The organism is Paenibacillus pinisoli, assembly GCF_003605435.1.
GTDB classification, from domain to species: Bacteria; Bacillota; Bacilli; order Paenibacillales; family Paenibacillaceae; genus Pristimantibacillus; species Pristimantibacillus pinisoli.
This window is the reverse complement of sequence record NZ_QXQB01000005.1, coordinates 354,099-367,833: the sequence shown is the minus strand read 5'-3', so window position 1 is coordinate 367,833 and position 13,735 is coordinate 354,099. Positions and strand designations below refer to the sequence as shown.

Genomic DNA, 13,735 nt, shown 5'->3' with positions numbered 1-13,735 from the left:
CTGGTTCACTGCCGTCCTGAGACGGGAGCGGACCGGCTTTTTTGCGTTCGTGTCAAGCTTGCTATCACAGGGCCGGAGACTCCCGCATAGGCTGTGGTACATCTATTTTTTGTTTATTTGGCGGGAGGTATAGTTATGGGCAAACGTGCATATGGCACGCTGCTGCTGGTTATGATGCTGGCAGCAACCGCGGCGCTAGCCGGCTGCGGCAAGGGAGATTCGGATAAAAAGCTCATCCGGATCGGAGAGGTGACAAGGTCGCTCTTCTACGCGCCCCAATACGTAGCGATTGAAAAAGGCTTCTTCGAGGAGGAGGGCCTGAAGATTGAGCTGACGACAACGCCGGGCGGCGACAAGACGATGACAGCGCTGCTCTCGAACGTCATCGATGTCGCGCTGGTTGGCTCTGAAACGTCGATTTACGTGTATCAGCAAGGCGCCGATGATCCGGTCATCAACTTCGCGCAGCTGACGCAGACGGACGGAACCTTCCTGGTCGCACGCGAGAAAATCGACAATTTCGACTGGGACTCGCTGAAGGGAAGCGTATTCTTGGGCCAAAGAGTCGGCGGCATGCCTCAGATGGCAGGGGAATTCGCCATGAAGAAGCATGGCATCGATCCGCATCATGATCTGGAGCTGATCCAGAATGTCGACTTTGCTAACATTCCGGCTGCCTTCTCTTCGGGCACGGGAGACTATGTGCAATTGTTCGAGCCGACGGCATCGATCTTCGAGAAGGAAGGCAGAGGGCACGTCGCGGCATCCTTCGGTACAGAGAGCGGACTATTGCCTTATACAGTGTTCATGACAAAAGGAAGTTTTATCGAGAAGAACAAAAAGGATGTTCAGGCGTTCACGAATGCCGTCTACAAAGCGCAGAACTGGGTAGCGGACCATAGCGCGGAAGAGATTGCCGATGTTGTGCTGCCGTACTTTGAGAATGTGGACCGCGACATTCTGATCAGCTCGATTGACCGCTACAAACAGCAGGGCTCATTCGCTTCTGATCCGATTGTCGATGAAGCGGAATGGAACAATTTGCTCGATGTCATTACATCCGCAGGAGAGCTGGATCAGCGTCCTGAACATAGCGTTCTGGTGAATACTGAGTTTGCCAAGGAAGCTATCGCATCGGTGAAGTAGATGATTCAAAAAATGCGAGGGGGCGATGGAATGAAGGAAACTCCGGCGCTGGCGCTGCAGCGGCTCTCTCATGTGTATGTGAATGACAAAGGGGCGTCGCTTGCCGTAGAAGGCATCGATCTCTCCGTGGCGCAAGGAGAGTTCGTCAGTCTGGTCGGACCCAGCGGCTGCGGCAAGACGACGCTGCTAAGCCTGCTGGCGGGACTGTTCCCGCCAACGATGGGGAATGTATGGCTTGGAGGGGAGCGGGTAAGCGGTCCTTCCCCCAAGGTTGGTTATATGCTGCAGCAGGACTTTCTGTTTCCATGGCGGTCGATCAGGGACAATGCCGCAATTGGGCTGGAGATTAACGGAACCAAGAACCGCACAACGATGGCTGCGGTTGACGGCTGGCTTGCTGAGCTTGGGCTGGACGATGCCGGGCATCGTTATCCCCATGAGCTGTCCGGCGGCATGCGCCAGCGGGTAGCGCTGGCACGCACGCTGGTTACGGAGCCGGAGGTGCTGCTCCTCGATGAGCCGTTCTCGGCGCTGGATCTGCATATTAAGCTCCAGCTTGAGGATCTGGTCGTACAGACGCTGAGAAAGCTGGGCAAAACGGCAGTGCTTGTCACGCACGACTTGGCTGAAGCTGCCGCGATGAGTGACAGGGTCATCGTGCTTGGCCGCAATCCGGGACATATCCGCAAGGAAATTACCGTTCCGGCGGAGATAAGAGACGCAGACCCAATGACGGCCCGCAAGCTGCCGGGCTTCCAGCCGCTATTCGAGGAGCTGTGGGCGGAGCTGGATGCGGTCGAGCCAGGAGGTGACAGCCATGAGTGACAGTCATTCTGGAAAGAAGTCCAATGAACGTACGGATATGTCCGCAGGGCAGCTGGAGCTGTCCGGGGTAAAGGAAGACCGGGCCGCTCTGATGAATAACCTGTACTCCAGGCACAAACGCAAGTCCAGGTCCTTGTCCTGGGCGGTAGGCACAACGCAGCTTGCCTTGCTGGTGCTATTCATCGGACTGTGGGAGGCTGCGGGAAGGAACAAGTGGATCGATCCTCTCTTGTTCAGCTATCCCAGCAAGCTGCTGGAGCAAATCGTCCGGACGGCAACCGACGGATCTCTGTGGCCCCATGTAGGGGCGACCGTGACAGAGACTGTTGTCGGCTTTGCGCTTGGCACCATCCTGGGCACTGTGATTGCGGCGCTGCTATGGTGGTTCCCGTTCCTCTCCCGGGTGCTGGATCCCTATCTTGTCGTTCTCAACAGCATGCCTAAGGTAGCGCTCGGGCCGATCTTTATCGTAGGTCTGGGACCGGGATTCATGTCGATTGTGGCGATCACGCTATCCGTTACGGTCATTATTACGACCATTAATATATACAACCGGTTCAGGGAGATCGATTCCGGTTACATTAAAGTCGTCCGTTTGTTCGGAGCGTCCCGGCTCCAGCTGTTCCGGCTGGTCATCCTGCCCGGCTCGTTTCCAGTCATTATCGCTACGCTCAAGGTGAATGTAGGGCTGGCCTGGGTCGGCGTAATCGTCGGAGAATTCCTGGTGGCGAGAATCGGCCTTGGCTACCAGATTATATACGGATTCCAAGTGTTCAACTTTACGCTTGTCCTCTCCAGCCTTGTCGTTATCGGGATTGTCGCCACGATTATGTATCAGCTGGTCGCGGCGCTGGAGAAGCGGTTGACGGAGGGCTGGCGGGAACGGTAGGATGATGGGAGGACATTATTTTACCGGATTAGAGGGCATCTTCATGGGCATTAGAGTCATTAAGACGGCAATTGCGGCGATCGCCGCCATCTATACAGCTTATTATTTGGGACTGGAGCCGGCATTATCGGCCGGCATGCTGGCTATACTCGGCGTTGAGGTGACGCGGAAGAAGGGGCTTAAGAGCGCTTCTGCCCGGTTCGTCGCCTCGGTGCTGGGTCTTTTTTTCGCTTCGCTGATCTTCTCGGTATTCGGCTTCCACTATTGGGCTGTGGCGATCTATATTCTCGTTTCGTTCCCGATCCTGTCCAGGTTCCAATTGAAGGACGGCATCATTACGAGCGCGGTTATCGTCTTTCATTTGTTCACGCATGGACAAGTTACGCCGTCCTTCCTCGGCAATGAGATTCTACTGTTGTTCGTCGGCCTCGGGTGGGCGACTGCGATCAATTTCATTTATATGCCCAAGGATGAGAAGGAATTGCTTGCGGTACGCTCGGAGCTGGAGCATGCGCTCAGCACAATCTTCCGGGAGATGGCGGCGACGCTGCGCAATCCGTCGCATCTATGGAACGGCTCGGAGCTGCTGGAGGCTCACCGCATTATAGAAGACGGTGCAAGGCGTTCCCTCCGCAATTCGGAGAACAGGCTATGGTATCAGGAGCCTTCAACCTACTGGCCGGGATACTTCGAGATGCGCAGGCAGCAGCTTTATTCCATCCAGCAGATGCTGGCGGAGCTGTCGCTCGTGTATGAGAAATGGCCGCAGGGCGAGCTGATCGCCGAGCTGCTGGAGCGGCTTGCCGGAGACGTCAAGTCGGAAGTCTATCAGGGCAAGGCAGAAGAGATGGTATTCGAGCTGATGCGCTCGTTCCGGGAGATGGAGCTGCCGAAGACGAGAGAGGAATTCGAGATTCGGGCTGCGCTTCTGACGCTGCTGCATGAGGTTGACCGTTACTTGGCTGTAGCGAAGCGGATGAAGAAAAAGCCCGCAGCTGAGGCTGGGGAAAAGAGGAAAAGCGGCTCGAATTGAGCCGCTTATTTCATTACAATATCATTTGTAAAGCATCCGAATCGCTCGGCTTTGAACGGCCGCGCTTGAGGTTTTTTCATATTTCAGCCGATGGATGAATATAGATGTACCAGAAGGAATGTTACCGACGGCCTTGCTTTCGTTTCCTGCGGGGAATGGCGCTTTGCCGCAGGAGGCATGTAAAATAAATTTCGTTGTTTAGACTCGTTTAATCAACAAACGCCTATGACCTGCATACACTTTAATTGAATGATTGTATGGAGGAGGTTAAATCAATGACTATTGCAGATAAACAGCTACAGTGCAGAGAAATTATTACTAAAGCTGTCTGCGGCAAAGGTCGTAAGTTTTCCACTGTAACCCATACCGTTACACCGCCTCACCATCCGACCAGCATTTTGGGCGCATGGATCATCAACCATCAGTATGAAGCGGTTCGTTCGGGCGACGGTATTGAGGTGATCGGTACTTACGATATCAACATTTGGTATTCGTACAACAAGAACTCGCAAACAGATGTAGCCAAAGAATCCGTACAATTCGTCGAAAATGTACCGCTCTCGTATGTAGATCCTAAACATAGGGTTTCCACGGAGGAAGTGTCTGCGGAAGTGCTCCAGGAGCCTAATTGTATCGAAGCGAATATCTCGTCGAGCGGACAAAACGTTATTGTTCGTGTAGAGCGCGAGTTCGCGGTTGAGATGATCGCCGAGACGAAGGTATGCGTAGCGGTTGTTCCAGGCGGTTGCGACGACCTGGACGACAAGGATCTGGATTTCAGCCTCGGCGATGACGATGGCGACTACGAGGATCTGGACGCCGACCTGCTGGACGACGAGCTGTAAGGGAATGGATCGTTCCGCGCTTGGAGCGGATAACGCAGTATATGCCGAATATGCGGCAGATTCGAGGGCGAAAGCCCTCCTTTTTTTTGAGCAGAGCCCTTTTTTTTGGCTTGGAGACGGGCAGGCGGACAGCGATGGGCGGGCTTGCGGAAGGCTTCATACTTAGCTTGAGGGGAAAAGAGGCGGTGGCGATGGCTTCCACATGGCTATGGAGAGGAGATGACAGCGCTCTTGCCGGCGTACAGCCCGCAGGACAGCAGGATGGCGAGGCAGCGGCAATTGTCGCAGCTTCAGAAATAGCTTTGCAGGCGGGCGATGCCGTCATTGCTTCATCGCCCCGAAAGGCAATTTCGCCTGACGCTTATGACGGCATATGGGTGGTGAACGCGGGAGCGGCGCACGCTGCCGTCATGAGCCCGTCAGAGCGCAGCCGGATATGGAGACGGGCGGGCTTGAGCCCCAAGGAAGAAGGAGAAGCGGATACGAGAGTGTACCGCGTGACCGTCGTCAACCTGGAGCCTTTTGCGATCCACCGGCTCGCAGGAGGGCGCTCTCAGTCGATCGCCGCCGAGGGTTGGCCGGATGCGCCTCCGCTGAGCCGTGTGGCGAGAGCGGCGGTAAGGGCGCTCTATGCGCTCGGGCTGGAGATCGGCGAAGCCGAGGTCTCGCTGAGCGACACAGGGCGCGCGTCGATTGTGGCGGCATGGCCGCTTGCGGCAGATACGCTGCAAGGAGCGGAGCTGGCAAGGCGGTTCGCGGCGAAGTATGCCGCCGAGACAGCCGGTATGGCGGAGAGGCGGATCTTGATCGGCGCCGATCCCGAATTCGCGCTGCTGACGCCGGCGGGCAAGCTGGCTCCGGCTTCGCGTTTTTTTGGCGAAGGCGCAAGGGGCGCAGCCGGCGCCGACGCGATGTATATCGGGCGGCGGCTGCTCTATCCCGTCGCCGAGCTGCGGCCCGAGCCGGCGGAGACGCCCGCCGCGCTCGCTGCGAATGTGCGGCGGCTGCTGGCGCGCGCCGCTGCCAAGATCGGCGACCCCGAGCTGCGCTGGGCCGCCGGGGCGATGCCCTTGCGGGGTCTGGCGCTCGGCGGGCATATCCATATTAGCGGAGCGCCGCTGACCGGCCGCTTGCTCCGCCTGCTTGACAGCTGCGCGGCATATCCGCTCGCGCTGGTGGAGGACCCCGCCGGCCGGGGCCGCCGTCCCCGCTATGGCGCGCTCGGAGACTTCCGCCCGCAGCCGCATGGCGGGTTCGAGTACCGCACGCTGCCGAGCTGGCTTGTGTCTCCTGCCGCGGCGAAGGCTGCGTTCGCGCTTGCGCTGCTGTGCGCGCGCGAGGCGCTCCGCATCCCGAGACTGCCGGCGCAGGAGGAGCGCTACGAGGAGGCGTATTACGCCGGCGACCGCACAGAGCTGGCCGGCTGTCTGGACGCGGTCGCGGCCGCTGTATCCGCTACTGAAAGCTATGAGCCGCTGGCCCGCTATATCGAGCCCTTGTTCGAGTCTGCGCGGCAAGGGAAGACTTGGGACGAGGGCAAGGACATCCGGGCAAAATGGCGCATTCCCGTTCCTGTTCAATGAGCGGCGAACAGCGCCGCAAACCGACATTGTTCGCCAGTTCCTGCCTGCGGGTTATAGCCTAGACTCCTTCCGATTGGTATAATGAAGAGATGGCTTGAGGCCAAATGGGAGTTTCCACAGCGTCTCACCCTGTGACTAAGGTGATACTTTGCCATTAGGACAACCTGTCTGATCAGACCGCATTACAGGACTCAAGCCGCCGGATTCGCGGCGGCGGTCTTCACGCATACACGCATTTATGATCAAGTACATACCCGGGAGGAACGAAGAAATGGCCGGTTATACTCCGATGATTCAGCAATATTTGTCCGTGAAGGAGGAGGCGAAGGACGCTTTCCTGTTTTTCCGTCTGGGCGATTTCTATGAAATGTTTTTTGACGATGCCATCAACGCCTCGCGCGAGCTGGAGATTACGCTCACAGGCCGGGAAGGCGGCGGCAATGGCAAAATTCCGATGTGCGGAGTTCCCTATCATTCCGCCGAGAACTATATCAACCGCCTGATCGAGAAGGGTTATAAGGTAGCGATCTGCGAGCAGGTAGAGGATCCGTCCGCGGCCAAAGGTGTCGTGCGCCGCGAGATCGTCCGGATCGTCACGCCGGGCACGGTCATGGAGGCCAAGTCGCTGGAAGGCAAGTCGAACAACTTTATCGCCTCGGTCGCTTCCGCCAGCGGGATGCTCGGCGTCGCGGCTTGCGATCTGTCGACGGGCGAGCTCTATGTCACCTCGTTCCGGGACTCTCCGGCTTCGATGATTGACGAATTGAACGTCTATATGCCGTCCGAGGTGGTCGGCGACGAAGCGCTGATCCGGCAGCTGTCCGGCGACGCCGCGTGGGGACGCCAGATACCGCTGACGGAGCGTATGCCAGCAGCCCGCGAGCGCGTGGCGGCCCAGTTCGGGGAAGCGCAGCTTGCCGGCCTGCAAGAGGCGCGTCTCAAGGCGGTCAGCGTTCTGACCGGCTATCTGGAGGAGACGCAGAAGCGGTCGCTGGGCCATGTGACGACAATCAAATCCTATGAGCCGAATCAATTTATGATTCTGGACCATTATACAAGGCGCAATCTGGAGCTGACCGAGACGGTTCGCGACCGCAGCAAGAAGGGCTCGCTGCTGTGGCTGCTGGACCGGACAGGCACTTCGATGGGCGCCAGGCTGCTGCGGCGCTGGATCGACAAGCCGCTGCTCAGCAAGAACGCGATCGACCGCCGTCTTGATGTGGTGGAGACGCTCTACCGCGATCTGATCCTGCGCGAGGACCTTCGCGCCGAGCTGTCGCCGATCTACGATCTGGAGCGGCTGGTGGGGCGCGTCGCCTACGGCAATGCGAACGGCCGTGACCTGAATGCGCTAAAGAGCTCGCTGCGCCGCATTCCGGCGCTGACCGCGCTCTGCGCCGCTTCGGGCTCGTCCGTGCTGCAGGAGCTTGTGCAGGATGCGGACGACTGCGCCGATCTTGCGGATATGATCGAGACGGTTATCGTCGAAGAGCCTCCTGTGTCCATTCGGGAGGGCGGACTCATTCGCGCAGGCTACGATGAGTATCTTGACCAGCTTCGCGAAGCAAGCACGAACGGGAAGAAATGGCTTGCCGAGCTGGAGCGTACAGAGCGCGAATCAACGGGCATCAAGTCGCTGAAGATCGGCTACAACAAAGTATTCGGCTACTTCCTGGAGGTGTCCAAAGCGAATCTCTCCATGCTGCCGGAAGGCCGTTATGAGCGGAAGCAGACGCTCGCCAACGCCGAGCGCTTTGTGACGCCGGAGCTGAAGGAGAAGGAACGCCTTATCCTTGAAGCGGAAGACAAGATGGTAGATCTGGAGTATGCAAGATTCCTGGAGCTGCGCGACCATATCGCGCTGCATCTGCACCGCCTGCAGCGCGCCGCGGGGATGATTGCGGAGCTGGATGTTTACCAGTCGTTCGCAACGGTCAGCGCGGAACGCCGCTATATTCGGCCGGGCATGACAGAGGGCTTCGAGATTGCCGTTGCGGAAGGGCGGCATCCTGTTGTGGAAGCCATGATGGACGGGGAGCCGTTCATCGCCAACGATACGCGCCTGAGCGCGGAGGAGCAGCGCATCTTGCTCATTACCGGCCCGAATATGGCAGGCAAGAGCACGTACATGCGCCAAGCGGCTCTTATGAGCGTTATGGCGCAGATCGGCTGCTTTGTGCCGGCCAAGTCGGCTGTGCTGCCGCTCGTCGACCGTATCTTCACTCGTATCGGAGCAGCGGATGATCTGATCGGCGGACAAAGCACCTTTATGGTTGAGATGAAGGATATTCAGACGATGACCGAAAAAGCGACCCCCGCGAGCCTGGTCATTATTGACGAGCTTGGCCGCGGCACGTCTACAGGCGAGGGCATGGCCATCGCTCAAGCGGTCATTGAATATGTGCATGACCATATCCGCTGCAAAGCGCTGGTCTCCACGCATTTCCATGAGCTTGCCCATTTGGAGGATTCGCTGCCGTCGCTCTCGAACGTCCGAATGGCTGTTGAGGAGAGCGGAGATGACGTGACTTTCCTGCGCAAGCTGATTCCGGGAGCGGCCAGCACCAGCTACGGCATCTATTGCGCCCAGCTGGCGGGATTGCCCAATTCCATAATTGGCAGAGCATACGAGCTGCTTGATGAGACGGAGGACGGCGGCAATCGCGCATCGCATGGTGCCGGGGTACAGCGGGAAGCTGTCAGACAAGCGGCAGCGGCTTATAGTCCCGATGCTGCGACTGCGGAGCCTGCCCTCATTGCTGAATCGGCGCCGGACAAGAGTGCCGGAGTCGTACAGCTGTCCATGTTCGAAGAAGCTGCGGCAGCGGCGGAGACGCCGAAGGCGCGCAAGGCTTCGGCCAAGGCGGAGCAGCTGGCCGATGAGCTGCGCAACCTGGATCTGTTCAATATGACGCCGATGATGGCGATGCAATGGCTGAACGACAGAAAGGCCAAGCTGCGGGATTAATGGCCGCAAGCGGCAGCCATGACGGAAGGAGAGTGAAGGCATGTCGAAAATAAAGGTGCTGGACGAGCAGCTTGCGAATCAGATTGCCGCAGGCGAAGTGGTAGAGAGGCCCTCTTCCGTTGTGAAGGAGCTTGTCGAGAATGCGATTGACGCCGGCAGCACGGAGATTGACATCGCTATTGAGGAAGGCGGCCTGACATTGGTCAGGGTGAAGGATAACGGAGGCGGCATCGAGCCGGACGATATCATCACCGCTTTCCAGCGCCATGCGACCAGCAAAATCTCCACGAGCAGCGATCTGTTCCGGATTGCCAGCCTGGGCTTTCGGGGAGAAGCGCTGCCCAGTATCGCGGCGGTCTCCAGGCTTACTTGCATCTCTTCCAATGCCGACACCGGGCTTGCGCGCAAGCTGGTCATCGAAGGCGGCAATGTCACAGCCGACGAGCCGGTGAGTGCGCCGCGCGGAACGGATATGAGCGTGCGCGACCTGTTCTACAATACGCCGGCCAGACTCAAGTATATGAAATCCATCCAAACGGAGCTGGGCCATATTTCCGACTACATCAACCGGCTTGCGCTGGCGCATCCCGGCATTGCCTTTACACTGAAGCATAACGGCAACGTCTTGCTCCGCACGATGGGCACCGGCGACCGGCTGCAGGTAATCGCCGCGATATACGGCACCAGCGCCGCGAAGGCGATGCTTCCGGTTGCAGGCTCGGATCCCGATTATGAGTTGACCGGTTTTATATCCAAGCCGGATCTGACCCGGGCGAACCGCAACGGCATTACAGCGGTTGTGAATGGCCGATATATCCGCAGCCATGCGGTCAACCAATCGCTGCTGCAAGCCTATCATACACTGCTGCCCATCAATCGCTTCCCGTTAGTTGTATTGGAGCTGGGCATGCACCCCGGCTTGCTTGATGTGAACGTGCATCCCTCGAAGATGGAGGTTCGCTTCAGCAAGGAGGCGGAGCTGCGCGCGCTTATCGAACGGACGGTGAAGGCGGCGCTTGGCGCGCATCGGTACATACCCGGCGCTTCGACCGGAAGCAGCCGCTCCAAGCCGCTGTATGTGCAGGATGCAATCTCGTTCCATATTGCGGACCGCATAGGCGAGCCCCTGCAAGGGAACGGGGCTTCGGCTACGACCCATGCGAGCGAAGCCGCTCAGCAGCAAACGGCTCGCTCTGAAGCAGCAGCGGCTGCGGAATCAGCCGCAACGTCGGAGACACGGGGTCTCACGCCTTTCAACACACGCATGGATAGAGCTCAGGCTGATCGGCCGGCAGATGCTTCGCGCCAGGAACGTTCTGCGAATTCGCCGTATGGAGGCTCCTCCTCATCCTATGGTTCGTCCTCCGCCGGAGGCGGAAGCCGGACGGCAAGCAGCCGTTCTGCTCAGCAGGGCCGCCCAGATCGGCCTGCATGGCAATCCCAGGGGGAGGGCAGGGAGCAAGTGCCGCGCGATGCGGCTCGGAGGCTGTACACGCCGCCGAACGCGTCGGCTGATCCCCGCGGTGACGGCTGGGCTTGGAGGGAAGCGGCATCGCAGACGTATGACAGCCCCGCGAACAACATGCAAGCAGACCGGGATAAGGCTCCAGTTGATAAGCAAGCGCCATCCTTGCCTGATAACGATGCTAGCCAACCGATCGCTGCCGCTGAGAATGATACAGCCGGAATAACGGATTCCCAATCTGCAAGCCTTCTAACAGAACCTGACGATTCCGCCCCGAATGCAGGCGCCCGTCTGGAAGATCATGCGGCAAGCACAGATCCAAGCTTCCCAGAGCTGCACTGGATCGGACAGCATCACGGCACCTATATAGTGGCGCAGGCGGATGACGGCTTGTATCTCATTGATCAGCATGCTGCGCATGAGAGGATTAATTACGAGTATTACCTTCATAAATTTGGGAATCCTGTTGCTGCAAGCCAAGGGCTGCTCGTCCCGCTGACGCTGGAATTTACGCCTGGAGACGCCTCGCAGCTGCGGGAGATGACCGAGCTGTTCCGCGAGGCGGGCGTCGAGATCGAACCGTTCGGCGCGCAGACCTTCCTTGTAAGGGCTTATCCCGAATGGATGCCGAAGGGCGAGGAGCAGTCGCTGATCGAGGAAATGGCCGAGCTGCTTATCGAGGAGCGCAAATCGATCAACGTGACGAAGCTGAGAGAGAAGGCGGCGATCATGTGCGCGTGCAAGGCTTCCATCAAGGCCAATGACCGGATGACGAGGGAAGAGGGCGATGCGCTGCTGGCGCGCTTGTCGCGCTGCTCACAGCCTTACACTTGCCCGCACGGACGGCCGATTATCGTTCATCTGTCCACTTATCAGCTGGAAAAAATGTTCAAACGGGTGATGTCATGATCATAACGACGGCGCCGAAGCCTACATCGAGATCGGTAGAGCAAGCCAGCCTGCTGGCCGCCGAGCTGAAGACGGCTGCCAGGCCGCGCAAAGGCATGTCAGTGCGCAAGCTGCTGGAGCTTAGCGGCGACAATCGCGTCATTATTGTCACGGACACGGAGACGCGCTTCTACAGCCATCCGGAGGAGCCGCCGTTGTTCTTTCATCCCAGCATGGCGCTTATCCGGGCCAAACGGCTGCGCAAGGGCGAAAGCGATCCGCTGGTTGAGCTGTCCCGCTGCAAGCCCGGGGACCGCATTATCGATTGCACGGCTGGCATGGCAGGCGACGCGCTTGTGTTCGCTTACGCGGCCGGCGATACAGGTGAAGTTACGGCGATCGAAAGCGAGCCAGTGCTTTGTGCGTTAGTAAGGGAAGGTCTAAAGCATTATGATACCGGGCTGCCGGATGTGAACGAGGCGATGCGGCGTATTGAGATGCACTGCGGCAATCATGCCGAATATTTGGCCTCACAACCGGATAAAAGCGCGGATATCGTTTATTTCGACCCCATGTTTCGCCAGCCGATTATGGAGTCTGCCGCTATCGGCGCATTCCGCTCGCTCGCCAATATGGATGAGTTGGGCCATGAAGTGGTCGAGCAGGCGATGCGTGTGGCAAGGAAAACGGTCATTATGAAGGAAAACGGAATCAGCGACGAATTCTCGCGTCTCGGATTTACGCGCAGCGAGTTCAAGTCATCGAAAATAGCATACGGAGTGATTACCATTGACTGATTTTACGGGAGTACCGGAGGAAGGAGCGGCCGGTCATCATGCGGGAAAGCAGCCGCTGCTCGTTCTGATCGGCCCGACAGCTGTCGGCAAGACAGCGCTAAGCCTGAGCATCGCCCAAGCCTGGAATGCGGAGATTATATCCGGAGACTCCATGCAAGTATACCGGACGATGGATATCGGAACTGCGAAAATTCAAGGGGATGAGCGCCAAGGCGTGCCTCATCATCTTATTGATATAAGGGAACCGGAGGAAGCTTATTCCGCCGCCGACTTTCAAGCGGAGGCCGCAAGTGCAATTGCCGACATTGCCTCCAGAGGCAAGCTGCCCTTCGTTGTAGGCGGAACAGGATTATATGTGGAATCGCTCTGCTATAACTACCAGTTCGCCGAAAGAGGCTCTGACGAAGCCTTCCGTGCGGAGATGGAAGCCTATTCCGAGGAGCACGGAGCAGAGGCGCTTCACCGGAAGCTTGCCGAAGTAGATCCCGTTGCTGCCGAGAGGCTGCATCAGAACGATGTGCGGCGCGTGATAAGGGCGCTGGAGGTGCAGCATACAACAGGCCAATCATTCACCGACCAGCAAGCGGGACAGAAGAAGGAGTCTCCTTACAATCTGGTTATGATCGGCCTGACGATGGACCGGGCGGAGCTGTACCGGCGAATCGAGCTTCGCATCGACGAGATGCTGAAGGAAGGGCTGGTGGAGGAGGTAGAGCGCCTGCTTGCCCGCAACCTGCCGCCGCATGCCGTGCCGATGCAAGCGCTCGGGTACAAGGAAATTGCCCGGTACCTGCGCGGCGAGTGCAGCTATGAAGCGGCAGTAGAGCTGCTGAAACGGGATACGAGAAGGTTTGCCAAGCGGCAATTGTCGTGGTTCCGGCATATGGGAGATATCCGCTGGTTCGATATGGGGGAAAATTTTCACAACAATTTGCGTTCGATTCATGGTATAATAGCAGGAAAGTTTCAAGATCATCTTGAATATACTTCTAATCAATCTTTTTTAGACGGGGGTAACGTCCAATGAACAAATCAATCAATATTCAAGATACGTTCCTGAACCAGTTGCGAAAGGATAACATTCCGGTTACCGTTTTTTTGATGAATGGCTTTCAAATTCGGGGCGTGATCAAAGCCTTTGATAATTTTACGATCATCATTGATAGCGAAGGCCGTCAGCAGATGGTGTACAAGCACGCAATTTCCACCTTCGTACCGCAACGGAACGTTTCTTTGATGCAGCAGGAACAAAACCCGTCTGAGGGCTAGTTTAGCGATCAATGTGAAACTTTCTTA

The 13,735-nt window shown here is 57.7% G+C and carries 11 protein-coding genes; all 11 read left to right on the top strand.

What is annotated here, in order from left to right; genetic code table 11:
* The first annotated feature begins 135 nt into the window (after positions 1-135).
* The 11 genes from D3P09_RS22680 to hfq all read left to right on the top strand — a co-directional run bounded on the left by D3P09_RS22680 (position 136) and on the right by hfq (position 13,708).
* Entirely contained in the window at positions 136-1,146 is a 1,011-nt protein-coding gene (locus D3P09_RS22680; protein WP_120113690.1) for an ABC transporter substrate-binding protein, read from the top strand.
* A gap of 30 nt (positions 1,147-1,176) precedes the next feature.
* Positions 1,177-1,971 (top strand): ABC transporter ATP-binding protein, encoded by a 795-nt coding sequence (locus D3P09_RS22675; RefSeq protein WP_120113689.1) that lies wholly within the window; start codon positions 1,177-1,179, stop codon positions 1,969-1,971.
* 91 nt (positions 1,972-2,062) lie between these two features.
* Positions 2,063-2,860: an ABC transporter permease gene (locus D3P09_RS22670; RefSeq protein WP_243644411.1), complete on the top strand. Its 798-nt coding sequence runs from the start codon at positions 2,063-2,065 to the stop codon at positions 2,858-2,860.
* A 1-nt stretch (position 2,861) separates the two neighbouring features.
* Entirely contained in the window at positions 2,862-3,893 is a 1,032-nt protein-coding gene (locus D3P09_RS22665; RefSeq protein ID WP_243644401.1) for an aromatic acid exporter family protein, read from the top strand.
* Between the two features lie 275 nt (positions 3,894-4,168).
* Positions 4,169-4,738, top strand: coding sequence for an outer spore coat protein CotE (locus D3P09_RS22660; protein WP_120113688.1), 570 nt, complete (start codon positions 4,169-4,171; stop codon positions 4,736-4,738).
* A gap of 191 nt (positions 4,739-4,929) precedes the next feature.
* Positions 4,930-6,321, top strand: coding sequence for a putative amidoligase domain-containing protein (locus tag D3P09_RS22655; protein ID WP_165867547.1), 1,392 nt, complete (start codon positions 4,930-4,932; stop codon positions 6,319-6,321).
* A 271-nt stretch (positions 6,322-6,592) separates the two neighbouring features.
* Positions 6,593-9,289 (top strand): DNA mismatch repair protein MutS, encoded by a 2,697-nt coding sequence (mutS, locus tag D3P09_RS22650; protein WP_120113686.1) that lies wholly within the window; start codon positions 6,593-6,595, stop codon positions 9,287-9,289.
* A 40-nt stretch (positions 9,290-9,329) separates the two neighbouring features.
* Positions 9,330-11,663 (top strand): DNA mismatch repair endonuclease MutL, encoded by a 2,334-nt coding sequence (mutL, locus tag D3P09_RS22645; RefSeq protein ID WP_120113685.1) that lies wholly within the window; start codon positions 9,330-9,332, stop codon positions 11,661-11,663.
* Positions 11,660-12,439 (top strand): class I SAM-dependent methyltransferase, encoded by a 780-nt coding sequence (locus D3P09_RS22640; protein ID WP_120113684.1) that lies wholly within the window; start codon positions 11,660-11,662, stop codon positions 12,437-12,439. Before mutL ends, D3P09_RS22640 begins: the two co-directional genes overlap by 4 nt.
* Positions 12,432-13,466: a tRNA (adenosine(37)-N6)-dimethylallyltransferase MiaA gene (gene miaA, locus D3P09_RS22635; protein ID WP_424452489.1), complete on the top strand. Its 1,035-nt coding sequence runs from the start codon at positions 12,432-12,434 to the stop codon at positions 13,464-13,466. The genes D3P09_RS22640 and miaA overlap by 8 nt, the downstream gene beginning before the upstream one ends.
* On the top strand, positions 13,463-13,708 hold the full coding sequence (hfq, locus tag D3P09_RS22630) for an RNA chaperone Hfq (RefSeq protein ID WP_116044566.1): 246 nt from the start codon (positions 13,463-13,465) through the stop codon (positions 13,706-13,708). Before miaA ends, hfq begins: the two co-directional genes overlap by 4 nt.
* Positions 13,709-13,735 lie beyond the last annotated feature (27 nt).

Bases quoted from the DNA above. Each gene is read 5' to 3' on its own strand.
- mutS (WP_120113686.1), top strand. From the start codon at position 6,593: ATGGCCGGTTATACTCCGATGATTCAGCAATATTTGTCCGTGAAGGAG.
- D3P09_RS22655 (WP_165867547.1), top strand. From the start codon at position 4,930: ATGGCTTCCACATGGCTATGGAGAGGAGATGACAGCGCTCTTGCCGGC.
- D3P09_RS22680 (WP_120113690.1), top strand. From the start codon at position 136: ATGGGCAAACGTGCATATGGCACGCTGCTGCTGGTTATGATGCTGGCA.
- D3P09_RS22675 (WP_120113689.1), top strand. From the start codon at position 1,177: ATGAAGGAAACTCCGGCGCTGGCGCTGCAGCGGCTCTCTCATGTGTAT.
- D3P09_RS22670 (WP_243644411.1), top strand. From the start codon at position 2,063: ATGAATAACCTGTACTCCAGGCACAAACGCAAGTCCAGGTCCTTGTCC.
- D3P09_RS22665 (WP_243644401.1), top strand. From the start codon at position 2,862: ATGATGGGAGGACATTATTTTACCGGATTAGAGGGCATCTTCATGGGC.
- D3P09_RS22660 (WP_120113688.1), top strand. From the start codon at position 4,169: ATGACTATTGCAGATAAACAGCTACAGTGCAGAGAAATTATTACTAAA.
- D3P09_RS22640 (WP_120113684.1), top strand. From the start codon at position 11,660: ATGATCATAACGACGGCGCCGAAGCCTACATCGAGATCGGTAGAGCAA.
- hfq (WP_116044566.1), top strand. From the start codon at position 13,463: ATGAACAAATCAATCAATATTCAAGATACGTTCCTGAACCAGTTGCGA.
- mutL (WP_120113685.1), top strand. From the start codon at position 9,330: ATGTCGAAAATAAAGGTGCTGGACGAGCAGCTTGCGAATCAGATTGCC.